Below are 26,161 nucleotides of genomic sequence, written 5' to 3'. Positions count from 1 at the left end.
TATCAACAGTTTTGCCGTAATAAGTATTTAATATCCGCCTGTATTGTTAGCTGTAGTACGCTATTGTTAATGCCCAGCATCGCTAGTCAGCTTGGCTGCTTAGCTCTCGCCGCATTGAGCGGAGGACTACTACATAAACGGCTTGATAAACAGCTTGGTGGGAATCCGATTCAATCAAGCGATTACGCCCGCGTGCGCTGGCGGTATCTGAGTATTTTTATTTTATTAATGTTATTGACTTGGCTACCTATGCAGCCATGGTTAGCAACTTTCAGTCATTTTTATCAAGCAGGAAGCTGGGTATTTGGCGGTGGTCATGTAGTACTGCCGTTACTCCAGCAATCACTAGTACAGCAGCTTCCAGCAGAACAGTTAATAAGCGCCTATGCAGCAGCGCAAGCTGTACCCGGGCCGATGTTCACTATTGCCAGTTTTCTCGGTGCAGTAATGACAATTGAGTCCCCCATAATTGGCGCCGCATTGGCCACCATTGCCATATTTTTGCCGGGGCTATTGTTAGTACTCGCCTTTGTCGATGTTTGGCAGACTATTGCTCAACAAGCAAAGTTTGCCGCAGCCATTCAAATGTTGAATGCAGCGGTTGTTGGCCTGTTATTGGCAGCGATGTACCAGCCCATATTTACAACTGCGGTAAATACCAACCTAGATGCGGTGTGCGCACTGTTCGGGCTATTTTTGCTGCGGGTACTCAAATTATCAGTATTGTGGGTACTGCTGAGTTTAGCCCTAGCCGGGCTACTCTGGTTAGGCTGAAACAAATAGCCCGCCAAGGCGGGCTATTTCACTGCACTAACTTAGAGTTTAAACGCACCCACCTCTTTATGTAGTTTATCGGCAATGGCATCTAGCTCTATGGCTCGCTGAGAGCTCGATGCGGCTTGTTCTGCCAGCTCCATAGAGGCGTCTTGGATCCCTTGAGTATTCCTTCCCACTTCTTCGGTAACCGCTCGTTGCTCTTCTGCTGCGCTGGATATCTGCGTCGCCATGTCGCTAATATGGGTGATAGAGTTTGTAATGCTCTCTAACATTTCGGCGGCTTTGGTGGCTTCTTCCACGCTAATGTTAGCTAGCTGCTGGCTTTCATCCATGGTTTGCACGGTGCTCTGGGTATTGGCCTGTAAGCGTTCCAGCATGGTTTTAATTTCTTCAGTAGAACTTTGGGTGCGCTGCGAGAGATTACGGACTTCATCAGCTACCACGGCAAAACCGCGACCCTGCTCACCAGCTCGCGCAGCCTCAATCGCAGCATTTAAAGCCAATAGATTAGTTTGCTCAGCAATCCCTTGAATGGTAGATAAAATATCGCTGATTTCTCGGGTATTGCGCTCTAACTCCTGCACTGTCGCCACCGCACCATTTAGTTGGCCGGCAAGACTACTTACCTGTTGTTGGTTGCGGCCAATCAACACTTTACCTTGTTCAGAAAACTCCGCTGACTCCCGCGCCGCCTCCGCAGTTTGTTCCGCATTGTTGGCGACCTCATTGGCCGTAGCTGCCATTTCGTTCACCGCTGTCGCGACTTGAGTCACCTCCGCTTGCTGGCGTTCGATTTGTTGATTAGAGTCTTGAGTCGATTGGTTGGTTAAGGTCGCCGCTTGTTTCAGTTGGTCCGCGTCTTCTGCAATATCTTTCATCAATTCATGCAATTGTTGAATAAAACGGTCTATACCCGAGGCTAAATGGCCGATTTCATCTTGACGTTGTAGATTAATCCGCTTAGTCAGATCGCCATCTCCTGAGGCGAGTTCATTAATCGCCTCACCCAATACCTCAATTGGTTTGAGCATCGCGCTAATCACTTTCAACATCACCACAGCAATCACCACAAACAAAATCACCGCGAAAACAGCAGAGTTACGAATTAAATCGTTAACCGGAGCTAGCGCCGCTTGTTTATCAAAAACAAACATCAAGTACCACTCGGTACCCTCGATCGGCGCCACGCTAACAAAGCTTTCTTGATTGGCGACCTTGATTTCACTAATCGCTGACGACTTAGCTTTTTCAGCAATTAGCGCAGCGCTTAACTGAGTTGATAACTCGGTAACGTTCTTAAGCACTAAATCATTATCAGAATGAATGATAATCGAGCCTTGTCGGTCAACAATTACTGGATAAACGTGCTCATTCGCCAAATTTAATACCCGCTGAGTCACACTGTCTAAGCCTAAATCCCCCGCGTAAACCCCGCCATTAACCCGCTGCGCCACCGAGATAACCATTCGTCCAGAAGTGGCATCAACATAAGGGGCAGAAATAAAAGAACCATTTGCTTGAGCGCCTTTATACCAAGGCCGGGTACGTGGATCATAGCCTTCCGGAAGGGTTTTATTTGGGTCATGCATGGTCATTTCACCTTCGCTGCTACCAAAGTAGAAATAGATGAAATCACCACTATTTTTAGCCTGTACTAAATCATCTAAAAAGGTGTCAGCCTTAGGATCTGAAGCCATACCCCGCGCAATAGCCAATTTTGAGTCGAACCACACGCTCACCTGATCACTAGCAGCTCGCCCCAATTGGCTTGCTTCCAAGGCTATATCTTGGCGCGTTTCTTCACCTAGAGCTCTAGCTTGAAACCAAGTCTGCACGGCGCTTAATACGGCCAACAACACTAATATAATTAAGATTAAACGCTGTTTAATCGATAACTTGCCCATTTGACTGTCCTCTTACTTACCGCTTCGTATTTTTATTGTGAATATTCAATTGATTGGCTTTAAAGTGTGCTAGCATTTATCACTTATTGACGCCAATCCTTGTCTTATTATTTATGAATGAGTATTTGAAATTTCTGTGTACCTTAGCTTGTCTGTGGCTGAGCTTTAGCTCATCGTTGGCCGCCCAAGTTGAACAATTTGAATACGATGATTTTATTATTAATGATTGCCCCAGCGCAGCTCCAACTCTTAGCGTGACTGATCCACAAACCCTAGCTTCGTTAAAACAGCAAAGCCTAGAGCTGATAAATACGGTTAATAGCAGCCTAGTAGTAACAGCCATCCCTCATCTAAGTATCGACGATAAACAGCAAAACTATAGAAAATTTTCATTAAATGAAAAAAACATAAAACTCAGCAAAAACAAGACAATCACTGGGATGTTTATTTATGCCTGGCAAAATCAAGCTTTTGAATGGTTTAACAGCTACCGCTCGAATCAAAGTATCTTAAACCCTCGCCCTTTGTTAGCACTGGCGCGTTATCAGCGGCAAACACTGGCTTTTGCCAGTGCCAGCTTAGATACGCAAGAGCAATTGCTAACGCTATTAGAAGACGACTTTATTCAGCAGCGCGAACCATTAATTGTATTTATTCGCCTTACCTCAACAGTTTCCGAACGAAATAAGCAACGCTTCAACGCCGTTAATTTACAGCTTAAACAACATGGTGAACTTTTGCTGGCAAGCCGAGGAGTAGCCGTATGTGATAGCGGAAGTCTCAGTAGTGATATTAAACAACCCTTACTATGGATAAAAATTGCACCTAACTAAGCTTATTTACCTATAAGCACTTAGCTGCCGCTCGCCAAGTAAAGCTAAAACTTGCTACAATCGCCCACAATTTCTCAAGCCACAGTCAATACCTAAGCCCCGATGATAGATTTTTCTGACTTTTATCAAATTATTGCCAAAAACCGTTTAAAGCACTGGCTATACACTCTCCCCGCGCAACTCGGTGATTGGCAAAAAGAACATGCCCATGGTGATTTCCCTCGTTGGCAACGGGTGCTGAATAAATTTCCCCAGCTCACCACTGAACACATCGAGCTTACTGAACATGTCAGTATAGGTAAAGCCGACGAGCTAAACGAAGGCGAACGCAAGAAAATCGAAAACCTATTGCGCCATTTCCACCCTTGGCGTAAAGGCCCATTTAACATTTACGGTATCCACATTGATACCGAATGGCGTTCTGATTGGAAATGGGAACGGCTACGCCAACATATTTCCCCCTTGCAGCACCGTTATGTGCTAGACGTAGGCTGCGGCAGCGGTTATCACATGTGGCGTATGTTAGGAGATGGCGCAGAGTTTGTGGTAGGTATCGATCCTTCCACCTTATTTTTGATGCAATTTGAAGCCATTCGCAATTTCGCTAACCGGGATCAGCGAATTCACCTACTTCCCTTAGGCATACAAGAACTGCCCCAACTACGCGCCTTTGATACGGTATTTTCTATGGGCGTGTTATATCACCGCCGCTCTCCCATGGACCATCTGATCCAATTAAAAGAGCAACTACATACTGGTGGAGAGCTAGTTTTAGAAACCTTAGTGGTGGATGGTGACGAAAATCAGGTATTAGTCCCCGCCGGCCGTTACGGCAAGATGCCTAATGTTTGGTTCCTGCCGAGCACAGCAGCGTTAAAACGCTGGTTAGAAAAGGTTGGTTTTGTTGACGTGCGCATCGTCGATGTTGACACCACCACTATTGAAGAACAACGCAGCACTTCATGGATGACCCATGAATCACTCAGTGACTACCTCGATCCCAACGACAGTTCGCTTACCGTTGAAGGGCTACCCGCACCGAAACGTGCTGTTTTAATTGCAATTAATCCAGACTAAAGGGTGTCGTTACGCTATGCTAATAACATTGTTAATGTCTACCGCTTTATCCTTGTCAAATGGAAATGAACTATGAAACTGCTTCCTATAATTTCATTGTCTCTGCTACTTAGTGCTTGTGCCTCGCAACAATATGAGCAACAACATCAGCAAACTTTAGTGCAGCTCGACCAATTATCTACCCAACAAACCGCACTGCTGAGTCAGTGTGAAGCGCTCTCTGAACAATTGCAGTCTCAACAACTGCACTTTGAGCAACTGAATGAAAAAATAGATGCCATTGTTATCCCTAGCCCCAGTCAAGAAAAGCCTGCGGCAAAACCCTGTACTACTACAACCAGCTATAAACTAGGTAACAAAACGGTCTTAGGTGAAGCAGAGTGGGTTAGCTTAGAACGTCAAACTAACGCTTTCCAAGCACGCATTGATACCGGCGCCTCTACCTCATCACTAAACGCTACTGATATTGTGCAGTTCGAGCGCGATGGGAAAAATTGGGTGCGCTTTAATATGCGCCATGAAACCCTAGACAAAGATATTGTGGTTGAGCGTCCCGTAGTGCGCAGTGCAGAAGTGATTCAGTCGTCAACTAACCAAGTAGATAAACGCCCTGTAGTATCAATGCTGGTTAAATTGGGCCCCATCTCAGAAAAAACTGAATTTACCCTTACTGACCGTCAACATTTGAGCTATCCGGTATTGTTAGGCCGTAGCTTTTTAAAAGACATTAGCGTAGTGGATGTCAGCAAGAAGTTTACCCAAGCGAAGCCCACCTTTAAGGATTAAGCCCCATGAGTTCTCGCAATACTTTCTACTTAATTGTAAGCCTTTGTATGCTGATCGGTATCAGTATGACTCTGTATCGTCATATTCAATTTGAAGTGCCATGGCAGCCCGGTGAAAAACGTCAAATTTGGTCAATTGAAGCCAAAGTTGAATTTGACGCCAGTGGCGACAGCGTAGAGGCGGTTTTAGCCTTGCCACAAACCCAACAAGGCTTCACTCGTATTCATGAATCAACCGCTTCGCTCGCTTACGGCCTGTCTTTTGTTAACGATCAAGACAACCCTCGGGCCATCTGGACCAAACGCAGTGCCCAAGGACATCAGGAAATGTATTACAAGGTCGACTTTTTAGTTGACCCTAAGGCAGCGGACATCTACCAGCCGCAAATGCCGACAACCCCTTTCACTGAATATCCAGAACCTTACTTCACCGCGGCAAACCATCTAGTAAAACAAGCAGAAGAAGTCTCTTCTGATGCCTATAGTTTTACCCGTGAATTGATTAAGGCACTTACCGACGAAGCGGCCAACAGTAACCAAAATACTGGCCTTATCCTAAATTACAAACCGAAAAATCAGCTTATTGTAGACCTACTTAACAATGCCCATGTACCAGCTCGCATTGTGCGTGGCCTAGAACTAGAAGATGGCCGACGTAGACAAACCATTACCGAGTACATTCAAGTATTTAAAGATGAAAATGACTGGCAAATTTTCGACTTAGCCAGCGCCTCTCAAGGACGCCCAGCCAATACTTTATTATGGGAATATAACGGTAATAGCTTACTAGAAGTCGTCGGAGGGAAAGACTCTCAAGTAACCTTCTCGATGCTTTCGGTGGAGCAAAGTGCACAATCGGCGGTGGCCCCCAAAATTAGCGAAGCCGATTTCTTAAACTTCTCTATCGATAGCCTTCCTCTAGAAGAACAGGCGCTGTTTAAAGGTATTTTACTGATCCCTATCGGTGTACTCATTGTAGTATTACTACGAGTATTGGTTGGTCTAAAAACCTCCGGTACCTTTATGCCTGTATTGATTGCCATGGCCTTCATGCAAACCTCGCTGATGACTGGCTTAATCGGATTTTTACTGGTGGTGGGCACCGGCCTAATCATTCGTGGTTATTTGTCACACTTAAATTTATTGCTAGTCTCACGGATATCGGCGGTAATCATCACGGTGATTGGCATTATTTCCATCTTCAGTGTAATTAGCTTTAAGGTGGGATTAACCGAAGGCCTTAAGATTACCTTCTTCCCGATGATCATTCTTTCATGGACTATTGAGCGAATGTCTGTGCTATGGGAAGAAGAAGGCGCCAAAGAAGTCGTCTTACAAGGCGGTGGCAGCTTATTGGTCGCGGTACTGGCCTTCTTAGCCATGAATAATGAATATGTACGCCACCTCACCTTCAACTTTATGGGAATTCAGTTCATCGTACTGGGTATTATCTTGATTTTAGGTAACTACACTGGCTACCGCTTATTAGAGCTTCGCCGTTTTCAACCGCTCGCGGATAGGGAGGACTGATGCTAGGTCAATTCAGCAGTCCCTTTAAGCTTGCGCGCAAGGGTATTATGGGTATGAACCAGCGGAATACCCGCTATATCAGCCGTTACAACCCGCGTAAACTCTATCCTTTAGTTGATAACAAACTAAAAACCAAGATTATCGCCCAACGCGATCAAGTCACTATTCCGGCGTTAATCGGTGTGGTAAGAACCCAGCACGATATTCAATCCATCATTCCTTTGCTGCATAAGCACCCTGGCTTTGTGATCAAACCAGCCAAGGGCTCTGGTGGCAAAGGCATCCTGGTGATTACTAAGCAACAGGCGGGATTGTTCTTTAAACCCAGTGGTGCACAAGCTACAGAGGAAGACATTAAACGCCATTGCTCAAATATCTTAGCGGGCTTGTTTTCTCTGGGTGGCAGCCCGGACGTAGCGGTTATTGAAGCGCTGATCGAGTTTGATTCTTGCTTTGACGGTTTTAGCTTTGAAGGGGTTCCCGATGTACGAGTGATCGTCTTTCAAGGTTATCCTGTGATGGCGATGATGCGGCTTTCAACGGCCGCCTCCGACGGTAAAGCTAACTTACACCAAGGTGCAGTGGGAGTGGGCATCGATATTGGTACCGGTAAAGCCCTGCATGCTGTGCAATTTGATCGCCCAGTTGAGGTACATCCCGACACCGACCGTCCTCTCAAAGAATTAGAAGTGCCTCATTGGCAGCGCTTGCTTGAGCTTGCGTCTAACTGCTATGAAATGTCGGGCATGGGCTATTTGGGTACCGACATGGTATTAGATAAATCCAATGGGCCAATGCTACTAGAGCTTAACGCTCGCCCCGGACTCGCCATTCAAATTGCTAATGGCGAAGGCATTCTTCCACGCTTAAAACTGGTTGAAAAAATGATAGCTGAAGGACAAAAACTCTCACCAATAGAGCGAGTTGAATTCAGCAAAAAGGCCTTTTCTCGTTAAAACCCAAAAAGCACCCTAGGGTGCCTTTTTTCTGCCTACTCTAAGCGCTTAAATATCTTCGTTATGTAACTCTAAGCTGGCCACTTCTTCATGAGCCTGTAACGCTTTTGCGTCGTTGTTACGTAACTGATCAAGATAGTTTAAGTAATCTTGGTCAATATCATTGGTCACATACTTACCATTAAACACCGAGGTCTCAAACGATTGGATCTCTGGGTTACTTTCACGGCAGGCTTCGATTAAGTCTTCCAAGTCTTGGAAAATCAAACCATCGGCACCAATCAACTCGCAGATCTCATCCACCTCACGGCCATGAGCCACTAGCTCATTAGCCGAAGGCATGTCGATGCCGTATACGTTAGGGAAACGAATTTCAGGTGAAGCAGAAGCGAAATAGACCTTTTTCGCACCAGCTTCTCGCGCCATCTCAATAATCTGCTCAGAGGTGGTACCACGAACAATCGAATCATCCACTAACAATACGTTTTTGCCTTTAAACTCCACGTCAATCGCGTTTAGCTTACGACGCACTGATTTACGGCGTAACGTTTGCCCCGGCATAATAAAGGTACGGCCGATGTAACGGTTTTTAACGAAGCCTTGACGGTAAGGTAAGTTCAGATGCATAGCGATTTGCAAGGCCGTATCACAAGAGGTTTCAGGAATAGGAATCACCACGTCAATATCAAGATCTTCCCACTCTCTCGCGATTTTTTCACCTAGCTTGGTGCCCATATTAACCCGAGCGCCATACACCGAAATTTTGTCAATAATCGAGTCGGGACGAGCAAAATAAACATACTCAAAAATACAAGGATGATGAGCTGGATTTTCCGCACACTGTTGGGTGTAAAGCTGACCATTTAAGGTGACATAAATCGCCTCACCTGGGGCCACTGCTCGAACAAATTCAAAACCAACCGCATCTAATGCTACGCTCTCTGAGGCCACCATGTATTCCATCTTTTCTGGATCTACATCACTGACCTTTTTACCCAATACCAAAGGGCGAATCCCGTTAGGGTCACGAAATGCCACCATGCCTTGACCAATAATCAAAGCCGTAACCGCATAGGCGCCGCGTACTTTTTTGTGTACTTCCCGCACTGCGGTAAACACCTGCTTCTCACATAACTCGTCTTCCACGATGTTATCAAGTTCATGTGCCAACACATTTAATAACACTTCAGAATCAGAAGTGGTATTAATATGGCGACGCGCTCTAGTAGCCATTTGCTCACGCAACTCTTTAGCATTAGTTAAATTACCATTGTGCGCTAACGCTAAGCCAAAGGGAGAATTAACATAGAAAGGTTGCGCTTCAGCGGCACTAGAACTACCGGCGGTTGGGTAACGAACATGGCCTATGCCTAGGTTTCCTCGTAAACGCTGCATATGTTTGACTTCAAACACATCTCTTACCAATCCATTGGCTTTGCGTTGTTTAAACATCCCTTCGGTAATCGTTACGATACCGGCTGCATCTTGACCACGGTGTTGTAATACCGTTAGCGCATCATAGATCGCTTGGTTAACCGGGCTAGCACCGACAATGCCGACAATACCACACATGAAGCTTTTCCTTTTTAAGATTGGTAATTATGTAAGAAACTTGACGAATCTTTTAAAAACTCAAAAAACCATTGAACTATCACGGTAAACTCAGGGATCAATAACGAGCCCTTCCACCATGATGACTCGGGGAATCCAGTAAACGATAGTACAAATAGCAAGGCACTGACCACCAAGGCCCCTCTAATGGCACCAAAACAAACCCCTAACACCCGATCAGTACCAGTAAGCCCGGTAGAGTTAACTAAATGGCTAAATAAGTAGTTAACCAAAGCGCCTAGCACCAAGGTTGCAACAAATAACAACACAATGGCCAAGCCACTACGATAGTAAGGATTATCAATTAAGGTGAAATAACTAGAGAGGTCATGATAGAACTGGGAAGCGATAAAAAATGCCGCGATCCAGGAGACCAGTGACAAAGCCTCTTTAACGAAGCCTCGAACTAAGCTGATTAGTGCCGACAATACTATTACGCCGATAATGACGTAGTCTACCCAAGCCATAAATTTTTCTACTTGTTGAAAAACGCTGCGAATTCTACCAGAAACAAATATAAATTGCGTCTATGTATTTTTTCGCCATTACTTAAAAAGTGGATCAAAGGGCTTCACTGCGCCGCTTAATCCGGTTAATTCCTTTAACTTTTGCTGCTTTTGCTCTAAGGCTTTTTTTGAGACATTTGGCCCTACAAACACACGGTTTAACTCGCCTTCCACTGGCGGCTCGGGGTAAGAGTGCGCTTGAAAGCCCTCTGCACGCAGTTTTTCCACTAAACGAGCCACATTCTGGGAATTTTTAAAGGTACCCAACTGAACTATATAGGCAGGCTTTTCCAGCTGCAGCGTAGCGGATTGTTTAATTTCGCTAGTTGCAGTTTCTGGCTCTGTAGCTGAAGGAGTTTCCTCAGGCGAAGAACTAGCGTGAGCAGCAGAAGCAGACTCACTGGGTAGGTCAATTAACAGCGGCGGCAAAGAATCCAATTTAGGCGCGAAGGGAATCGCATTAAACTCTTCCTCTACCCGAGTTTTTTTCCCGTCGAGTATGTCGGGAATAAAAATAACGCCAAGCGCAACTAAAAAGATGGTACCCACTAGGCGATTTTTAAACTGTGCAGTCAATTTTCACTCTCGGCTAAGGCTTTGCTGGAGACAATTCTAATGTCTCAGCTACGGTAAAAAAAGAACCAAATACAATTAACATGCTTTGTTTGTCCAAACTGTTAAACGCGGTGGAGTAAGCCTGTTTCACCGAAGCATGCCGTTCAACATTTTGCTCATGCTTTAACACCTCCGCCAGTGCGCTGCCATCATCGCCCCGAGGATGACTTAAACCACTGATATGCCAATAGCTAACCTTGTCCATCAATGGCGCTAAACTGGCATCAATATCTTTATCGGTCAACATCGCACACACGGCTACCACTGAGCGCCCCTTGGAAATATTCTCCAGTTGACTGGCTAAATAACCCGCCGATTGCGGGTTATGCGCAACATCCACCACCACTAAAGGCTCTGTGGATAGCGTTTGTAAGCGCCCAGCCAACTGCCAATTGGCTACTGCGGAAGCAACCGCCGAAGGTTCGGGGCTTAATCCGAGATGTTCGACAATCGCTAACACCGTGGCTGCATTGGCCAGAGGCAGCTTAGGATAGGGTAATTGTTGGTAATGTAATTTTTGGCCATGATAGCTCCAGCCATCTTCAGCCTGCACTACCGTATATTGATGACCTGCTGCCAATTGCTGGCACTGCAACTGTTTAGAACATTGCAGCACACTGTCAACGATATCCGTATCACCAATGACTACTTTTCCGGCAGGCCTAAAAATACCTGCCTTCTCTCGACCAATTTGTTGTAAATCGCTACCTAGCCAGTCTACATGATCGAGAGCAACAGTGGTCACCACACTCACGTCAGGTTCAACAATATTGGTTGCGTCTAGTCGGCCGCCTAAGCCCACTTCCAAAATAACGTAATCTAAGCGTTGTTGAGCAAACATCCATATTGCGGCTAAAGTACCAAACTCAAAGTAACTTAAACTGGTATCAGCTCGGAGCCCTTCTATGGCAGCAAAAGCGTCACAAAACGCTTGTTCGCCAGGTAGTTGCCCATTGATTCTCACTCGCTCGCGATAATCCACAATATGTGGAGAGCTATATACGCCAACTCGGTAGCCTTCAGACAACAACAGTTGTTCTAACAATGCACAAGTTGAGCCTTTACCATTAGTACCCGCAACAGTGATCACTTTAGCTGGTAAACGCGTTAACTTAGCGTGTTTTGCCACCTTAGCCACCCGCTCTAAACCGAGGTCTATGGCGCTGTGATGCTGGTGTTCTAAATAATAAAGCCAGTCTGAAAGAGACCGGCTTTGATATTGGTTAAACGATGCTGACATATTACTGTTTTTCGTTTAGAGCTTGACTGGAAGCATCCTCAGCATCAACGGTTTCTACCACCACTTCTGCTTCATTGGTCACAATGCCCATCATTTTCGACACCATCCCGGCAATACGGTCACGCATTTGGCGGCGGTCAATAATAATATCGATAGCCCCTTTATCCAGCAGAAATTCACTGCGTTGAAAACCCTCAGGCAATTTTTCGCGAACGGTTTGTTCGATAACGCGAGGGCCAGCAAAACCAATCAAGGCCTTAGGTTCAGCGATATTAATATCCCCAAGCATAGCGAAACTGGCCGATACGCCGCCCATGGTTGGGTCAGTAAGAACCGAGAAATAAGGCAGACCTTTTTCACGCATTTTAGCTAAGGCTGCAGAGGTTTTGGCCATTTGCATTAACGAGAACAAGGCTTCCTGCATCCGCGCCCCCCCACTGGCTGAAAAACAAATCAAAGCACGGTTTTCTGCCAAGCACTTATCTACAGCCGCGACAAAGCGAGCGCCCACAACAGAGCCCATTGAACCGCCCATAAAAGCAAATTCAAAAGCACAGGCCACCACTGGCAAACCTTTTAGTTCACCTTTCATTACCACTAACGCATCTTTTTCGCCGGTGGCGCGTTGCGCACTAGCGATACGGTCTTTGTATTTCTTGCTGTCTTTAAATCTTAACTTATCGCGAGGTTCTAATTCTGCTGCGAGCTCTTCACGACCGTCTTTATCAAGAAAGGCCTCTAAGCGTTGGCGAGCACCGATACGCATGTGGTGATCACACTTAGGGCACACGTTATGGTTACGTTCTACCTCGGCACGGTACAAAGTTTGTTCACATGAAGCGCACTTTGTCCATACACCTTCTGGAATGTTACGACGCTTACCAGAGGCACTTTTACTTTTTGGAAGAATTTTTTCTAACCAACTCATCGGAAACCTTACTTCTCAATAGGTGCTAACAGCACCGTAATAACAGAATGCATTGAATGGCGGCAATTAAACCACAATTAGCCCAAATATTTTACATAAAACTGGTCTAACCCTTCATTATCGTACCGTTTTTTTTAACTTGCTGGCAAAAACAAGGGGCCTATCGGCAATTTCGGTAGCGCAAACTCTGCTGGATAATCTACCTGCACTAAATATAGACCAGATGCTTTCGCAGTTGCTGCCGCCTTTGAGCGGTCCTTCAATGCCAACAGCTCAGCAATCCATTCCACCGGCCGCTCTTTCTCGCCCACTTTTAACAGACTACCAACAATATTACGCACCATATGATGGACAAAGGCGTTAGCCTTAATATCGACCACCACGTAATCGTTATAACGGGATACTCGTAAATGTTCGACACGACGATAAGGGCTGCGACTCTGACACTGAACGGCACGAAACGAGGTAAAATCTTGTTCGCCAAGCAGCGCTTGTCCGGCTTGTTCCATCAATTCAACATCCAGCGCTTGATGGTAAAAACTTAAGCCTTGATTCAAAATAGCCGGACGATAGCGACTGTTATAAATAACATAACGGTAACGTCGCGCAGTAGCACTGAAGCGCGCGTGAAAATCATCACTCACAGGCTGAGCCCAACGCACCGCAATTTGCTTTGGTAAATTAGCATTAACGCCCAAGGTCCAAGCGGCCATTTTACGTTCTACAGGGGAGTCAAAATGCACTACTTGACCAGTAGCATGAACACCGGCATCGGTTCTCCCCGCACACTGCAGCTCAATCGGACTATTTGCCACAATCGATAAGCTCGCTTCTAGTTCCTGCTGAATAGAACACACTTCCCGTTGCCGCTGCCAGCCAAAATAGCCAGCACCATCATATTCAATGCCAAGAGCAATACGCATAAATTACCAATGATAAAAATTCGGGCGGCTATAATAAGGAAATGCCTTGATAATGTCACCGCCAATTGTTAATTCAGCGAAACCTTAAACAAAAAAGGCAGTGAACTGAGCCTCACTGCCTTTTGTTTAATGCCTTAAGTAAACTAGCTAGCAAAGCGTGACATTAACTGCTCCGCTTCTTTTTTTAAATTTGCATCATCACTGTCGAGGACTTCTTGAAGAATTTTTTTCGCACCATCTTTATCATCAATCTCTAGGTAGGCTCGAGCTAAGTCCAACTTAGAGGCTAACTCGGCATCCACATCCACATCAATGGCTTGCTCTTCAGGTAAGACATCGGGGAAAGAATCAAGATCAACATCTAAACTCGGTCTGTCATAGGGATCGATATCATCGTTCATTTCTTCATCAGCTTCGTTTAACAACTTGTCAATATCAACAAACTCACGCTCTTCGATGTCGCTGCGTGCAGGCAAATCTTCCTGTTCTGTGCTCGCATCTTCTTTGAAGGCATCTTCGCCAAAGCTGGCAAACATGCTATCGATATCATCATCGCTGAGCTGCTCTTCTGCTTCATCAAGATTGTCTGCATCAGCTTCTGTGAGTAGATCCAAGTTTGCTAAATCAGCTGCTTCGTCAGTCGCTGTCAGTTCAGGTTCAGGCTCAACTTCTTTTTGTTGAGTTTCGTCCAAGCCTTGTAACGCTTCGGTTTCAGCTTCAAGATCGAGAGACGGATCGGCTAAATCTAGCTCCGATAAATCAACCAAGTCGTCCTCTAAGTCGATTGCTGTGTTATCGGTCTCGGTAACCGGCTCTTCTTCGGCTGAAGGAAAGTCAATTATGCCTTCATCTGTTAACTCTGCGCCCTGCTCTTCATCACTTTCAGATAAATCGATATTTTCAAAATCACTGCTTTGTTGTTCAGCGACTTCAGCCAACTCGGCTTCCATTTCTTGCTGTTGTTTTAAGGCTTCTTCAAACGACAGCTCCTCTGCATCTTCGGGAGCGTCGTCCGATATATCAAAGATATCCTCTTCAACCTCATCCATCGCTAATGCGGCAGCTAAATCATCGGCACTAATCACCGCATCAGGATCTGGCTGTTCGTCTTGCTCTGGTGAAGGCACCAAATCATCAGTGTCAAAGGCATCTAGCGCTGCCATCTCACTTTCATCTAAGGCTATTTCAGCCAAAGACTCGCGCTCTGCAGCTGCGGCAAATTCTTCAAAGCTAGCTTCTTCGATTTCAGGCTCTAAATCATCGTCACTATCATCAATGTGCTCTGGGGCTACAGGACTGTCTTCAACACTGAGATCGGGCTCATCTTCAAATTGCGCATTCAGATCTTCTGTTTGGCTTTCTTCAGCATCTAAATTGTCACTGAACAGGCTGGAAAATTCGTCATTTTCATCATCCATCAAGCTCAGGGTTGATTCCGCCATTTCCTTGTCTTGCTGCTCTAACTCGCGTTTCGCTTTGCGGCGTAATAGCAAGGTCACAATTAGGGCGATAAGCAAAATAGGAATAAAAATAACTAAGGCAATATTTAGCGGGGAAGATAAGAAATCAGTAATATCGCCAGACTGTGCTGGCTGACTTTCTTCCACCTGAGGTTTTTCGAGTAGCTGTAAAATTTGCGTCTGGTTACGACGGTTAACATTTAATTCGTCACGAATACTGCTTAACTCATCGCTAAGTTCCTGTATTCGCATCTTCATGCGATGGTTCACTTCAGCCAAACCAATCATCTGCTGGCTGGATTCGTCCATTTGCTGCTTAAGTACATCAAACTCTTGGCGCTTTAGCTGCTCCAGCTCATCAATCCGCGTCTCTAAGCGATCACGTAAAGCATCTAAGTTTTGTTGGGTCTTTTCTAAGGCCGCAGCATCGGCAGTAGGACGCGCTGGTGTAACAGTTTGTTTCGCCGCGGGTGCGGTCGTTGTTACTGCTGCAACAGCTGGCTTGGCTTCGCTAGCAGCGGGTATTTTGGGGGCTAATGCATTCACTGCATCTTGGTGGCTAACCGCCAAGGCTTCTTCGGTATTGGGTAGAGTGAGATAGCTACCATTTACAATCGAGTTAATATTGCCGTTATTAAAAGCTTGAGGATTTTTCTTCAATATAGCGAACATCATTTGATACACGCTAATAGAAGGTGCGGGGCGATTTAAACTAGCAATAGCCCACAGCGTATCATTACTACGCACTGGCCCATACGTTTGTTGCTCGGGCTCGCCTACAACCTCATCGGGCCCCACCAATTCCACATAAAAAGTGCCGTTCTCTTGAGCCACGGCGGGATGAGTAGCGGTGAATGCTAAAACTGCCGATAAAGCAACGAGGGAAATCTTCCGCCCCATAGTTTGTCCTTGTGTTCTTGCTAATAGACTGAACAATATCAATCCGTTGTTATTTCTCTAATATAACGAGCTAACAATCAGCGATCTAGGAAAACAAGCAACAGTTTAAGTCTAGATCGCATTTTACTGCGCTTTTCCTCAACTAGAGTTATCGGCGCTAAGTCAGTTATCTAAACCGATTTTTTAAATATACTGTTTCACCAATATTTCAGCGAGCTGCAGCGCATTAGTTAACTGGCCAGTTAAAGGGTTATTGGCCATTAAACTTAAGTTTACGCCCTTATCACTATGCGGATTCTGGCGCAAACGACTTATAACAATGGATTGGTTATTCGCAATATTACTAACTGGCGTAACCACTTCACCTTCCACTAAATCAAAGGCTGGGTGCTCAGATAACCACTCTCTGATACTGAGTAAGTCTAAAGAATAAGTAGCATAGAGATGAATAGATAGACTATCCCCATAAAAAACCGGCACATGCTGTGCGCTTACGTTTACCATCAACTCAGGGGTGCGTAACAAAGCTCGGCATTGCTCACTAAGCTGTTGTTCAAAGTGGCTACAGCTTCCCACTTCCGCATGCTCGGGTAATAGATTAAATGCCAATTGCTGAGAAAAAACCGCGGGCTCAACCGGCAAACCATTTAACAAACGCGCAGTTTGTCCAGCTAATTCATCCACTCCGGCTTTACCCTTGTTGGCAGCACTCAACATGGCGTTCACTTCAACGCGCTCTAGTTCTACATCTTGTTGAATAATATGTAGTAGTAGTGCTAATTGTCCGGCTAAACTGCTGGGGCACGTTAACCAGCGCTCACTAATGAATTCACCAATTTGCTCAGGGTTAACCGCGGCATGCAAGTAGCTTAGCGCTTCTGGTTTAGCGCCAACAACATCAATAATCACTGTTGACAGTTGGCAAGCTTGCTCAGCAATATCTAAGGCAGCGTCATCCGTGCTGAGCAACCAAGCTACACTCACTTCTGACCAATTAACTAATTGTGGATCAGCAAACTCAATAGCCTGCCCTTGCCATTTCAAGGTGCTTTCTTCATCATCTTGCTGCTCTACAGCGACTGCAAAAAGCTGCGCGACAGGAAACTGGTGTTGTTCAAGTAATTCAATTAACTGTTGGCTTTGTTCGTTATCTGCGCCAATGATTGCGACATTATGAAACTGTTGCATTATTTATTCTCTTGATGGTTAAAGCCAAGCGCACTTAAAGCAACTTGGTCATGTTGACTAACAACCTGCAGCGAAGAAAATTCACGCCGCTGCGGATAATTTTTTCTTAAGCGATCAAAGCCCTGGGGCTGTAGGCCAAAGCGGCGAAAACGCCGATCATCAGCAAAGATGTCATAAATAAACTGAGTCAATTTAGTTAACTTAGCTTGGTTTACGCGACCATTAAGGCTTAGTTGCTGGAAATCCGGCTGACTAAGCAAGCTATCACTGTTATCTTGATAGTCTAAATTCAAGGCCTGACACATCGCTTGATAAACCATGCTTGTACCTCGCATCTTTCCCTCTAAGCTATAGCCAGCAATGTGCGGAGTGGCAATAAAGGCATAGTCCACCAGCTCCTTTAATACCGCTGGTTCGCCCTCCCATACATCCAAGATAAGCAGCGGGCTTAGCCCCTGCTCTGCTTGTTTAAGTAAGGCCTGGTTATCAATCACATCACCACGGCAAGCATTTATGAGTATTTGGCTAGGCTTAAGTTGCTGAAGCTGCTCCTGTGCAAACATATGATAAGTAGGGAATTCACCATTTTTGATAGAAGGCACATGTAAACTAATCACATCGGCGCTTAACACCTGTTCAAAGCTCACTGATTGTTCACATAAACCTTGCTGCTGTAATGGAGGATCATACAGCATCACCTGCATGCCTAAAGCCTTTGCCCGCTTAGCCAACTGTGAGCCGGTATTCCCCGCCCCTACAATCGCAATACTTTGACCTTGTAAACTTTGCTGACGCTCAGTTGCCGCGGCCAATAAAGCCGTCGTTACATATTCGCCCACGGCAATGGCGTTGCAACCCGGCGCACTGGCAAAGCTAATAGCCAATTTTTTAAGCAAAGCTTGGTCTACGTGATCGGTACCAATAGTAGCAGTACCGACAAATTTAAGCTGCTTAGCCTCACTGAGTAACTGAGCATTAACTGGCGTCACCGAGCGGACCAACAAGGCATCGGCATCGCGCAATTGAGAGGGCTGCATAGTTCGGCCATCTAGCGCCACTACTTCACCATGTTGACTTAAGATCTGCTGAGCAAACGGTATGTTTTCATCTACAACTATTTTCATCAATGACAGCTTCGCTTGGCAAAATTTTGAGGGCGGCAATCTTACCACGCAGATCCTCGCCAATAAAAAAAAAGCTGCCCTAAGGCAGCTTTTTTTCAGATTAAATAAACTTAATCTTGGTAGCGTTCAATAATTAAAGTGGCGTTAGTACCACCAAAACCAAAGCTATTTGACATTACTCGGTTCAACTTAGCGGGTTGCGCTTGGTTAGCCACAATGTTTAAGCCCTCGGCTTGCTCATCTAGGGTATTAATATTGATGCTAGGTGCAACAAAATCATTTTCCATCATTAGCAATGAATAGATCGCTTCGTGCACACCAGCCGCACCTAAGGCATGACCGGTCATCGCTTTAGTAGCACTGATTAAAGGGCTATTGCCAGCAAATACTTCTTGAATGGCGCCAAGCTCTTTTACATCACCAACTGGAGTAGAAGTGCCGTGAGTATTCACATAATCGACCCCGCCTTCTAGCCCTTGCATCGCTTGACGCATACAACGCACCGCACCTTCGCCCGAAGGAGCCACCATGTCGTAGCCATCAGAGGTCGCACCATAACCGACAATTTCACCGTAGATTTTTGCGCCACGAGCAAGTGCATGTTCTAGTTCTTCCACCACAACCATACCGCCGCCGCCAGAGATAACAAAACCGTCACGGTCAGCATCATAGGTACGAGAAGCTAGCTCTGGCGTATCGTTGTATTTAGTTGATAAGGCGCCCATCGCATCGAACTCCATCGCCAAAGTCCAATGTAATTCTTCACCCCCGCCAGCAAATACTACATCTTGCTTGCCGAGTTGAATTAATTCTAAGGCATGGCCAATACAGTGGGCACTGGTGGCACAAGCACTGCTAATTGAATAGTTAACGCCTTTAATTTTAAACGGCGTAGCCAAACAAGCAGAGGTAGTGCTAGACATGGTTCGAGGCACCATGTAAGGGCCAACACGACGAACCCCTTTTTCACGCAAGATGTCTGCGGCCTCTACCTGATTTTTTGACGAAGCTCCACCAGAACCCACCACTAAACCGGTACGCTCATTAGATACCACATCATCACTCAACTGAGCGTCAGCAATCGCTTGTTGCATGGATAAGTAAGAATAAGCGGCAGCATCTCCCATGAAACGCATGGTTTTGCGGTCTACATGTTCAGCCGGGTTTATCTTAAGATTACCCCATACTTGGCTACGCAGATTTAGCTCGGCAAATTCAGGAGAATGGGTAATTCCCGATTTACCTGCTTTTAAGGATGCTAATACTTCTTCTTTATTGTTACCGATACTAGATATAATGCCTAGCCCGGTGATAACTGCTCTTTTCATCAGATGGTCTCACGGGTTGTATTTGCTGCTATGTTACCTATTTTGCAGCCGAATCTGGTCGGATGAGAGTACACGTGTACGCTTAAATTTTCTAGTAAAACTCGAGGTTATGTTTTGTCATCATCGGATAATGTGAATAACACCACAACCGCCACTATACATTGGAAGCCAGAAGGTACGCCAGTGGCAACCCACTACGACGATGTTTATTTCTCCGTGGATAACGGACTGGCCGAAAGTCGCTATGTATTTATTGAACAAAATCAACTCTCTCAGCGCTGGTCCCAGCACCTTAGCTCTCACTATGTGATAGCCGAAACTGGCTTTGGTACCGGACTCAACTTTCTCGCTACTTGGCAACATTACCAACAGCATTGCCAACAACAGCCAAATACGCCAGTAAAAAGGCTACATTTTATTAGCTTTGAAAAACATCCCTTAACCTTAGGCGATCTAAAACAGGCTCTACAGCCCTGGCCTGAACTCCAGCTGTTTAGTGAGAAATTGCTCAAATATTATCCTAAAATTATGACTGCAGGATGTCATCGCCTGCTCTTTGAATTACCGATACCAATTTGCTTAGACCTTTGGATAGGTGATGTTCACGATAACCTACCTGAGCTAGTTAATCCCGACCAAGGACTTGTGGACAGTTGGTTTTTAGACGGTTTTGCGCCGAGTAAAAATCCCGACATGTGGTCACCACAGCTATTTGCACAAATGGCGCGCTTGTCTAAACCACAAACGTCAGTGGCAACATTTACCGCGGCGGGTTTTGTCCGACGCGGTTTAAATGAAGTGGGCTTTGCTATGCAAAAAAGCAAAGGCTTTGGCCGTAAGCGAGACATGTTAGTTGGCCTATACCAAGGAGCGCCACAGACCAAAGATTTACTGGCCCGCCTTTATCATCGCCAAGCCATGCCAGTGGGTGAGGATTTAGCAATTATCGGCGCAGGGATCGCCGGGGTTAGTTTGGCTTACGCCATGGTAAAACGCGGGGTAAAAGTCAGCCTATACGAAAAAAATAAAGCGGCAGCCTTGGAAGCTTCAGGCAACCGCCAAGGGGCGGTCTACCCGCTACTTAGCCCCACTCAACAGCCGCTGACAGATTTTTTCCAGCACGCCTTTAATTATCATCACCAATTGATACTGCAACTTAAACAGCAACAGCGAGAAGTTGAACACCAGTTCTGCGGGCTGTTACAACTGGCTCACGATGAAAAGTCCCAGAAAAAGAACCTTAAAGTCACCGAAGCAGCGTACCCGAGCGAACTGGTACACCCAGTAAGCGCCCAGCAAGCAACAGAGTTGGCGGGTTTAAACCTATCCAGTGAAGCCTTGCACTACCCCCAAGCTGGCTGGGTTAACGCTCAGCAATGCGTACAGACTATACTTGATGCCGCACTGGCCACTGGCTTATTAGAAGTACATTACGAACACGAACTCATCGACTATCAGCAGCATGCCTCACACTGCCGTTTAATATTTGCAGGGCACGAGAAACACCACCACAATGTGGCCTTTTGTCAGGCGCATAATTTACTCAAACTCGCGCAAGCAGCAAAACTTCCACTGAGCCCAGTGCGAGGACAAGTCAGCCATATTAATAGCACTCCAAGCTTAGCCAAATTACGTAAGGTTTTGTGTTACGAAGGCTATTTAACCCCGGCATATCAACAGCAACATTGCATCGGCGCCAGCTATTTACGCAACCAAGTTGATCTGGAATTGCGCCAGCAGGAAACGGAAAGCAACTTAGCCGCTCTGCGCCACTGCCAGCCACAAGCGTGGAATCAGCAATTAGAGTGTGCCGAGGTACCAGGGCGGGTCGCAATTCGTTGTGCAGTAAGAGATCACCTGCCCTTATTAGGCCAACTGCCAGACTTAGACACCCTACTCAGCGAGAATTATCAACAGCACTGGCAAACTGCCACCTCGCCTGTTCATTCACGCAGCTTTTTAGCGGTAGGATTTGGCTCCAGAGGAATTTGCAGCGCTCCATTTGCTACAGAGATCCTGGCCGCTCAACTATGCGGCGAGCCCCTCCCATTAAAAGAGAGTACCCTTCGAAACGTGCACCCTCTGCGATTTTGGAATAGACGCTTACTCAAAGGCCGACCGATGTGCTAAGGCAAAATCAGCCCTAAAGTCTGGCCATAAGCAGTTTGCCTTTGGTAAGTGCGCACCTTTTGTTGGGCACTGGCAAGGGCCGCTCGACCTTTAGCGTTAATTAATGCTTCTAGCTGCTGACACTCTTTGGCGCTCAAGCCGCTGGTTTGCTGAATAAAGCGCTCAGCACTTTGTTCAATAAGATGGGTGATGTTTTGGTGGTACTGCTGGGCGGCAGCAATGTAGCTTAGCCAAGATTGCTGAACCGAGAAATCGGCTTTACTTTGGCTAATCCAGCGAGGCATCAATAGGTCGGCGCTTAACTGCAGCTCTGGAGCTAAGGCTTCGCAACGGTCATTTCGAATTTGTACTTTGGGTGTCCAATTTAAACGGTATTGAGCCGCAATGCTGTAACGATTACCTTGTTTCTGCGGCCCTTGTGCTAATAACTGTTGGCGCAATTGGCCTAAATTATGGGCACTGACATCATAGTATTCTATTCGACTTTGCATCGAGGCGGACTGAGCGTACATCGAAACACCAGCCACTAGCAGTGTAAGCCCTTGCCTGAACCATCCAACTGATTTCACGTTAGATCCTCTAAAATAATCCATTACCGTTAATTAACCTTTTGGGGCTAATTGATTTATCTAATATTTTTAGTTTGACCCTGCAATATATCAGACTATCTTGAAGCAAATGAAACTTTAGCCAATTCTCTATCACTTCTCGACTAAACTTATCTTTACACTTAGCGACAAAAACGTTTTTGTGAAGAACCTCAAAGCGCAGCATAGAAAACTCAGCTTTTTATCAGTTAGCTCTTAGCATGGCCTTGTTTTACCTTCATACTATAAACAGACAAGGAGAGTTAATTATAGATTATGGCATTACCTATTCTCATTTGCGATGACTCCAAGCTCGCAAGAAAACAAATGGCTCGCAGTTTACCTCCCGGCTGGGATGTAGAAATAAGCTACGCTACTAATGGCCAAGAAGGCGTAGAGATGATCCGCCAAGGAAAAGGGGATGTGGTATTTCTCGATCTCAACATGCCTGTAATGGACGGCTACCAGGTTTTAGAAACTGTACAAAAGAACGATCTTCCTGCCTTAATCATTGTGGTTTCTGGAGACATTCAACCAGAAGCCTATACCAGAGTGAAACAGTTAGGTGCTCTCGATTTCATCAAAAAGCCTACCAATAAAGCTAAAATTGGAGAAATTTTAGTAGCTTATGGCATTGTGGAATCCCAGCAGTTATTGGAATTAGAAAATGACCTAGCGGCGCTGGCGCACATGGCGCCGCTCAAACAAGACACCCTGTCACCTAAAATCGTTGATTATCGAGATCATTACCAAGAAATCGCCAACGTAGCTATGGGGCGCGCCGCCGACTTATTGGCCCGCTTGCTGGATGTGTTTATTGTCTTACCTATTCCTAACGTCAATATTCTTGAAACTAGCGAGCTGCATATGGCGTTAAGCTCGGTGGAAGAAAACGAATCAATGTCGGCAGTTTGCCAAGGCTTTATCGGCTCGGGTATTGCCGGAGAAGCATTGTTACTGTTCCATGATTCTAGCTTTGAAGACATGTCAAAGTTAATGAAATACCAGGGGCAATTAGACGATAACGGTCAGCTTGAAGTATTGATGGACATTGCCAACATTTTGATAGGAGCCTGTTTAAAAGGAGTCTCCGACCAACTCGATGTGGGCTTCTCACAAGGCCACCCCGTGGTACTGGGTCAACACTGCAACATTAGCGATTTAATCAATAACAACACTCACCGTTGGCAAAAAACCTTAGCGATAGAAATCAATTACACCATTGAGAAACACAACATCCAGTGTGATTTATTACTGTTGATTACTGAAGATTCGATGCCAACGTTAAACAATAAAATTTCTTACTTATTTGAGCACTATGAGCCAACATCAAAATGATATGAACGAGTTCCACTGGATGCTGGAGATGATACAAACTATCGATGTCGGCTTAGTGGTGCTCGATAAAAATTATCAAGTACAAGTTTGGAATAACTTCATGGAAACCCATAGTGGTTTGCGCCCCGACCAAGTTCAAGCTAAGTCGCTATTTGAGCTATTTCCAGATTTACCAGAAGATTGGTTGAGACATAAAATAGATTCGGTGTTTTTCCTTAAAAACCGAGCCTTCACCACTTGGGAGCAACGCCCCCATGTATTCCCATTCAAAAACTATCGTCCAATTACTGGCACGGTAGATTTTATGTACCAAAACATCACCATCATTCCGCTTACCTCGTTAACCGGCATAGTGACTCACATCAGTCTGATCATTTACGATGTAACTGACAATGCGGTAAACAAATTAGAAGCACTGAAGGTGAATCAAGAGCTGCAAGTGCTTAGTCGTACTGACAAACTTACTCAGCTTTATAATCGAGGCTATTGGCAGGATCGCTTAGAACAAGAGTTTAACCGCTTTGTTCGTAATACCTCTCCCTGCTCGCTAGTGATGTTCGACATCGACCACTTTAAGAAGGTTAACGATACGTATGGCCACCCGGCTGGCGATAAAATCATTTCGCTAGTGGGCGAAACGCTACGCAAAATCATGCGTAAAACCGATATCGCCGGGCGCTATGGCGGCGAAGAGTTTGCAGTTATTCTGGTTGATACCGATGCGGCTCATGCGCAAGGCTTTTGTGAACGGTTACGTACTGCAGTTGCAGCAATTAAGCCAGTTGTAGAGGGAATAGAAATCCCCTTCACCATCAGCTTGGGTATTGCCGAACTCGATGAACAAACCGCCAGTGCCAAAGAATGGTTAGCCAATACTGACCAAGCGCTCTACCAAAGTAAGAATGGTGGGCGCAACCAAACCCAACTTTTCAAACCTAAAAACTGATAAACCAAAATAAAAAAGCAAAGCTAAGGCTTTGCTTTTTTCAATTAAGCAACAGCAGCCACTTGTTGATGATTATCGGCGAATGCCATCGCATTGCGCCATAGATCTTCAACTTGCTGTTGCATGGTGTCATCCGTTTCACCATCGAAATAGGCTTCTAATAAAGCCATATGCATATGTGATTTTAAACAATAAACCATTGGGCGGCGGCTTAGCTCGGTTTGCGTGGCCACAACCCCAAGATGATCATTTAAATATTGAACCACATTCTTCGGTGGTGCATTCAGATTATTGTCGTGACTATTCAGATAAGTCTGTAGTGCGGTGACATAATTTTTGAGCATCGGTAACCTCATTTTCAGGGTTCGATACTCGATACATAATATAATCGCGGTAACCAGTAATTACCTTGATGCTTCCGGATAACATCTTATCCAGTTCTGTATCGCCAGTATCAACTATCAACGGGCGTCCATGCAGGGATTTAAGTTTAGTTTTGCTTGCTACAACAATGATGTTCTCTCGCCCCAACTTACGAATAACTGCAGGGCTTAACTGTTGATTACCACGACCAAACAAATGGCCTTGGCCACCAATGGGAGTAATCAGTAGCTTAGTTTCAGCGTTGCTTATTCTATTCAGCACTTGTGTGGCGGTCAAATCCTGTTGAATGGTTTGCTGATCTTCGACAAAATCTACTCCTAATAAGGTATTAGGTAGTGATAACTCCTGCATAATTGCTGCTACCGTAGTACCAGACCCTGCAATAAAGGGGACGCCATCCAACATTTCACTGACTTCAGCGGCGATATCTTGCAATACCAAATCCTCTGACTCAATACCGCCCTGCTTAACCGCTTGCACATAGTGAAGCTCGTCAGGAACCTGCATTTCGCCAAAACATTTGGCTCTAACCCGTCCTTGACGAAAGGCCTGTTCGTCGATATCCATCACATCGGCGCTACGCAAACTTAGCATCTCTCCTTGAAGGAATTTCGCCACTAGTAGCCCTGTGGCTCTAGGAGTCACGCCATAAACACCTGAGTGGATTTTACAGCCAGCAGGAATACCAATACATGTTAGCTGCTCACCGACTACCGCTAAAATATCTCTGGCAGTGCCATCTCCACCGGCAAACAGTAATAAATCCACGTCCGCCTCGAGCATTTGCTGTGCCGCCAATTGAGTATCTTCAGCACTACTGGGCTCAGCTGCTCGATAAACCACTTGATACGGTAAATTCAGTCGCTCACAAAGCTGTTCTCCCATCTCCGCCGATGCAGTGAAAATGGTAAACTGGGACTGAAGGGATGTGAGCAATTCGAGTGCTAGTTGGGCACGAAAATTGGCTTGCTTAACCGCTCCCTTTGCCAGCGCCTGCTCTGCCACCCCATCACTACCTTTTAGCGCCACACTGCCACCTAAACCAGCAATAGGGTTAATAATCAATCCAAGCTTAAGCATAATACACCTCT

At 45.6% G+C, this 26,161-nt stretch carries 23 protein-coding genes; 9 read left to right on the top strand and 14 right to left on the bottom strand.

The window, feature by feature from the left end; all coding sequences use genetic code 11:
• Positions 1 to 774 (top strand): chromate transporter (locus tag ACQY6Q_RS09450; protein ID WP_427980603.1); only part of this gene is annotated, 774 nt, incomplete at its 5' end.
• A gap of 41 nt (positions 775 to 815) precedes the next feature.
• Here the strand turns inward: ACQY6Q_RS09450 and ACQY6Q_RS09445 are convergent.
• The gene (locus tag ACQY6Q_RS09445; protein ID WP_427980600.1) at positions 816 to 2,681 is read right to left on the bottom strand and encodes a methyl-accepting chemotaxis protein; all 1,866 of its coding nucleotides are present in this window, start codon (positions 2,679 to 2,681) and stop codon (positions 816 to 818) included.
• 125 nt (positions 2,682 to 2,806) lie between these two features.
• Here ACQY6Q_RS09445 and ACQY6Q_RS09440 point away from each other — a divergent pair, with 125 nt between their 5' ends.
• From ACQY6Q_RS09440 to ACQY6Q_RS09420, 5 genes are all read left to right on the top strand, one after another.
• Positions 2,807 to 3,514: a hypothetical protein gene (locus tag ACQY6Q_RS09440; RefSeq protein WP_427980597.1), complete on the top strand. Its 708-nt coding sequence runs from the start codon at positions 2,807 to 2,809 to the stop codon at positions 3,512 to 3,514.
• Between the two features lie 102 nt (positions 3,515 to 3,616).
• Positions 3,617 to 4,591 carry a tRNA 5-methoxyuridine(34)/uridine 5-oxyacetic acid(34) synthase CmoB gene (gene cmoB / locus ACQY6Q_RS09435; protein WP_427980594.1) on the top strand — a complete coding sequence of 325 codons (975 nt, stop codon included), beginning with the start codon at positions 3,617 to 3,619 and terminating at the stop codon, positions 4,589 to 4,591.
• Positions 4,592 to 4,663: 72 nt separating this feature from the next.
• Entirely contained in the window at positions 4,664 to 5,377 is a 714-nt protein-coding gene (locus ACQY6Q_RS09430) for an ATP-dependent zinc protease family protein (protein ID WP_427980591.1), read from the top strand.
• Between the two features lie 5 nt (positions 5,378 to 5,382).
• A complete protein-coding gene (locus ACQY6Q_RS09425) occupies positions 5,383 to 6,906 on the top strand; it encodes an inactive transglutaminase family protein (RefSeq protein WP_427980588.1) in 1,524 nt (507 codons plus the stop codon).
• Positions 6,906 to 7,862, top strand: coding sequence for an alpha-L-glutamate ligase-like protein (locus ACQY6Q_RS09420; RefSeq protein WP_427980585.1), 957 nt, complete (start codon positions 6,906 to 6,908; stop codon positions 7,860 to 7,862). Before ACQY6Q_RS09425 ends, ACQY6Q_RS09420 begins: the two co-directional genes overlap by 1 nt.
• 48 nt (positions 7,863 to 7,910) lie before the next feature.
• Here ACQY6Q_RS09420 and purF read toward each other — a convergent pair whose 3' ends face one another.
• The 10 genes from purF to fabB all read right to left on the bottom strand — a co-directional run bounded on the left by purF (position 7,911) and on the right by fabB (position 19,685).
• The gene (gene purF, locus ACQY6Q_RS09415; protein WP_427980582.1) at positions 7,911 to 9,434 is read right to left on the bottom strand and encodes an amidophosphoribosyltransferase; all 1,524 of its coding nucleotides are present in this window, start codon (positions 9,432 to 9,434) and stop codon (positions 7,911 to 7,913) included.
• Positions 9,435 to 9,448: 14 nt separating this feature from the next.
• The gene (locus ACQY6Q_RS09410; protein WP_427980579.1) at positions 9,449 to 9,940 is read right to left on the bottom strand and encodes a CvpA family protein; all 492 of its coding nucleotides are present in this window, start codon (positions 9,938 to 9,940) and stop codon (positions 9,449 to 9,451) included.
• 78 nt (positions 9,941 to 10,018) lie between these two features.
• Entirely contained in the window at positions 10,019 to 10,555 is a 537-nt protein-coding gene (locus tag ACQY6Q_RS09405; protein ID WP_427980576.1) for an SPOR domain-containing protein, read from the bottom strand.
• Between the two features lie 13 nt (positions 10,556 to 10,568).
• The gene (gene folC / locus ACQY6Q_RS09400) at positions 10,569 to 11,834 is read right to left on the bottom strand and encodes a bifunctional tetrahydrofolate synthase/dihydrofolate synthase (protein ID WP_427980573.1); all 1,266 of its coding nucleotides are present in this window, start codon (positions 11,832 to 11,834) and stop codon (positions 10,569 to 10,571) included.
• A gap of 1 nt (position 11,835) precedes the next feature.
• Positions 11,836 to 12,762, bottom strand: coding sequence for an acetyl-CoA carboxylase, carboxyltransferase subunit beta (accD, locus tag ACQY6Q_RS09395; protein ID WP_427980571.1), 927 nt, complete (start codon positions 12,760 to 12,762; stop codon positions 11,836 to 11,838).
• A 134-nt stretch (positions 12,763 to 12,896) separates the two neighbouring features.
• Positions 12,897 to 13,685 carry a tRNA pseudouridine(38-40) synthase TruA gene (gene truA / locus ACQY6Q_RS09390; protein WP_427980568.1) on the bottom strand — a complete coding sequence of 263 codons (789 nt, stop codon included), beginning with the start codon at positions 13,683 to 13,685 and terminating at the stop codon, positions 12,897 to 12,899.
• Positions 13,686 to 13,828: 143 nt separating this feature from the next.
• A complete protein-coding gene (locus ACQY6Q_RS09385) occupies positions 13,829 to 16,045 on the bottom strand; it encodes a FimV/HubP family polar landmark protein (protein WP_427980565.1) in 2,217 nt (738 codons plus the stop codon).
• Between the two features lie 183 nt (positions 16,046 to 16,228).
• Entirely contained in the window at positions 16,229 to 17,233 is a 1,005-nt protein-coding gene (locus tag ACQY6Q_RS09380; RefSeq protein ID WP_427980562.1) for an Asd/ArgC dimerization domain-containing protein, read from the bottom strand.
• Positions 17,233 to 18,357 carry a 4-phosphoerythronate dehydrogenase gene (locus ACQY6Q_RS09375; protein ID WP_427980559.1) on the bottom strand — a complete coding sequence of 375 codons (1,125 nt, stop codon included), beginning with the start codon at positions 18,355 to 18,357 and terminating at the stop codon, positions 17,233 to 17,235. The genes ACQY6Q_RS09380 and ACQY6Q_RS09375 overlap by 1 nt, the downstream gene beginning before the upstream one ends.
• 110 nt (positions 18,358 to 18,467) lie before the next feature.
• Positions 18,468 to 19,685, bottom strand: coding sequence for a beta-ketoacyl-ACP synthase I (gene fabB, locus ACQY6Q_RS09370; protein ID WP_427980556.1), 1,218 nt, complete (start codon positions 19,683 to 19,685; stop codon positions 18,468 to 18,470).
• 132 nt (positions 19,686 to 19,817) lie between these two features.
• Here fabB and mnmC point away from each other — a divergent pair, with 132 nt between their 5' ends.
• Entirely contained in the window at positions 19,818 to 21,815 is a 1,998-nt protein-coding gene (mnmC, locus tag ACQY6Q_RS09365) for a bifunctional tRNA (5-methylaminomethyl-2-thiouridine)(34)-methyltransferase MnmD/FAD-dependent 5-carboxymethylaminomethyl-2-thiouridine(34) oxidoreductase MnmC (protein ID WP_427980553.1), read from the top strand.
• Here mnmC and ACQY6Q_RS09360 read toward each other — a convergent pair.
• The gene (locus tag ACQY6Q_RS09360) at positions 21,812 to 22,384 is read right to left on the bottom strand and encodes a DUF922 domain-containing Zn-dependent protease (protein ID WP_427980551.1); all 573 of its coding nucleotides are present in this window, start codon (positions 22,382 to 22,384) and stop codon (positions 21,812 to 21,814) included. The two genes, mnmC and ACQY6Q_RS09360, sit on opposite strands and share 4 nt — an antisense overlap.
• 294 nt (positions 22,385 to 22,678) lie before the next feature.
• Here ACQY6Q_RS09360 and ACQY6Q_RS09355 point away from each other — a divergent pair, with 294 nt between their 5' ends.
• Positions 22,679 to 23,740 carry a response regulator gene (locus ACQY6Q_RS09355; protein ID WP_427980548.1) on the top strand — a complete coding sequence of 354 codons (1,062 nt, stop codon included), beginning with the start codon at positions 22,679 to 22,681 and terminating at the stop codon, positions 23,738 to 23,740.
• On the top strand, positions 23,721 to 24,686 hold the full coding sequence (locus tag ACQY6Q_RS09350) for a diguanylate cyclase (protein ID WP_427980546.1): 966 nt from the start codon (positions 23,721 to 23,723) through the stop codon (positions 24,684 to 24,686). Before ACQY6Q_RS09355 ends, ACQY6Q_RS09350 begins: the two co-directional genes overlap by 20 nt.
• A 44-nt stretch (positions 24,687 to 24,730) precedes the next feature.
• Here the strand turns inward: ACQY6Q_RS09350 and ACQY6Q_RS09345 are convergent, their stop codons facing one another.
• Together ACQY6Q_RS09345 and ACQY6Q_RS09340 are read right to left on the bottom strand one after the other, a co-directional pair.
• Complete coding sequence (locus tag ACQY6Q_RS09345) at positions 24,731 to 25,030, bottom strand: hypothetical protein (RefSeq protein WP_427980543.1); 300 nt, start codon at positions 25,028 to 25,030, stop codon at positions 24,731 to 24,733.
• Positions 24,987 to 26,150 (bottom strand): ATP-NAD kinase family protein, encoded by a 1,164-nt coding sequence (locus ACQY6Q_RS09340; protein ID WP_427980606.1) that lies wholly within the window; start codon positions 26,148 to 26,150, stop codon positions 24,987 to 24,989. Before ACQY6Q_RS09340 ends, ACQY6Q_RS09345 begins: the two co-directional genes overlap by 44 nt.
• Positions 26,151 to 26,161 lie beyond the last annotated feature (11 nt).

Source organism: Agarivorans sp. (assembly GCF_050295395.1).
Lineage (GTDB): Bacteria > Pseudomonadota > Gammaproteobacteria > Enterobacterales > Celerinatantimonadaceae > Agarivorans.
The sequence above is the reverse complement of the archived record's forward strand: the minus strand, read 5'-3'. Positions and strand labels throughout refer to the sequence as shown.

Bases quoted from the DNA above. Each gene is read 5' to 3' on its own strand.
- ACQY6Q_RS09445 (WP_427980600.1), bottom strand. From the start codon at position 2,681: ATGGGCAAGTTATCGATTAAACAGCGTTTAATCTTAATTATATTAGTG.
- cmoB (WP_427980594.1), top strand. From the start codon at position 3,617: ATGATAGATTTTTCTGACTTTTATCAAATTATTGCCAAAAACCGTTTA.
- ACQY6Q_RS09430 (WP_427980591.1), top strand. From the start codon at position 4,664: ATGAAACTGCTTCCTATAATTTCATTGTCTCTGCTACTTAGTGCTTGT.
- ACQY6Q_RS09425 (WP_427980588.1), top strand. From the start codon at position 5,383: ATGAGTTCTCGCAATACTTTCTACTTAATTGTAAGCCTTTGTATGCTG.
- ACQY6Q_RS09420 (WP_427980585.1), top strand. From the start codon at position 6,906: ATGCTAGGTCAATTCAGCAGTCCCTTTAAGCTTGCGCGCAAGGGTATT.
- purF (WP_427980582.1), bottom strand. From the start codon at position 9,434: ATGTGTGGTATTGTCGGCATTGTCGGTGCTAGCCCGGTTAACCAAGCG.
- ACQY6Q_RS09410 (WP_427980579.1), bottom strand. From the start codon at position 9,940: ATGGCTTGGGTAGACTACGTCATTATCGGCGTAATAGTATTGTCGGCA.
- folC (WP_427980573.1), bottom strand. From the start codon at position 11,834: ATGTCAGCATCGTTTAACCAATATCAAAGCCGGTCTCTTTCAGACTGG.
- accD (WP_427980571.1), bottom strand. From the start codon at position 12,762: ATGAGTTGGTTAGAAAAAATTCTTCCAAAAAGTAAAAGTGCCTCTGGT.
- truA (WP_427980568.1), bottom strand. From the start codon at position 13,685: ATGCGTATTGCTCTTGGCATTGAATATGATGGTGCTGGCTATTTTGGC.
- ACQY6Q_RS09385 (WP_427980565.1), bottom strand. From the start codon at position 16,045: ATGGGGCGGAAGATTTCCCTCGTTGCTTTATCGGCAGTTTTAGCATTC.
- ACQY6Q_RS09380 (WP_427980562.1), bottom strand. From the start codon at position 17,233: ATGCAACAGTTTCATAATGTCGCAATCATTGGCGCAGATAACGAACAA.
- ACQY6Q_RS09375 (WP_427980559.1), bottom strand. From the start codon at position 18,357: ATGAAAATAGTTGTAGATGAAAACATACCGTTTGCTCAGCAGATCTTA.
- fabB (WP_427980556.1), bottom strand. From the start codon at position 19,685: ATGAAAAGAGCAGTTATCACCGGGCTAGGCATTATATCTAGTATCGGT.
- ACQY6Q_RS09355 (WP_427980548.1), top strand. From the start codon at position 22,679: ATGGCATTACCTATTCTCATTTGCGATGACTCCAAGCTCGCAAGAAAA.
- ACQY6Q_RS09350 (WP_427980546.1), top strand. From the start codon at position 23,721: ATGAGCCAACATCAAAATGATATGAACGAGTTCCACTGGATGCTGGAG.
- ACQY6Q_RS09345 (WP_427980543.1), bottom strand. From the start codon at position 25,030: ATGCTCAAAAATTATGTCACCGCACTACAGACTTATCTGAATAGTCAC.
- ACQY6Q_RS09340 (WP_427980606.1), bottom strand. From the start codon at position 26,150: ATGCTTAAGCTTGGATTGATTATTAACCCTATTGCTGGTTTAGGTGGC.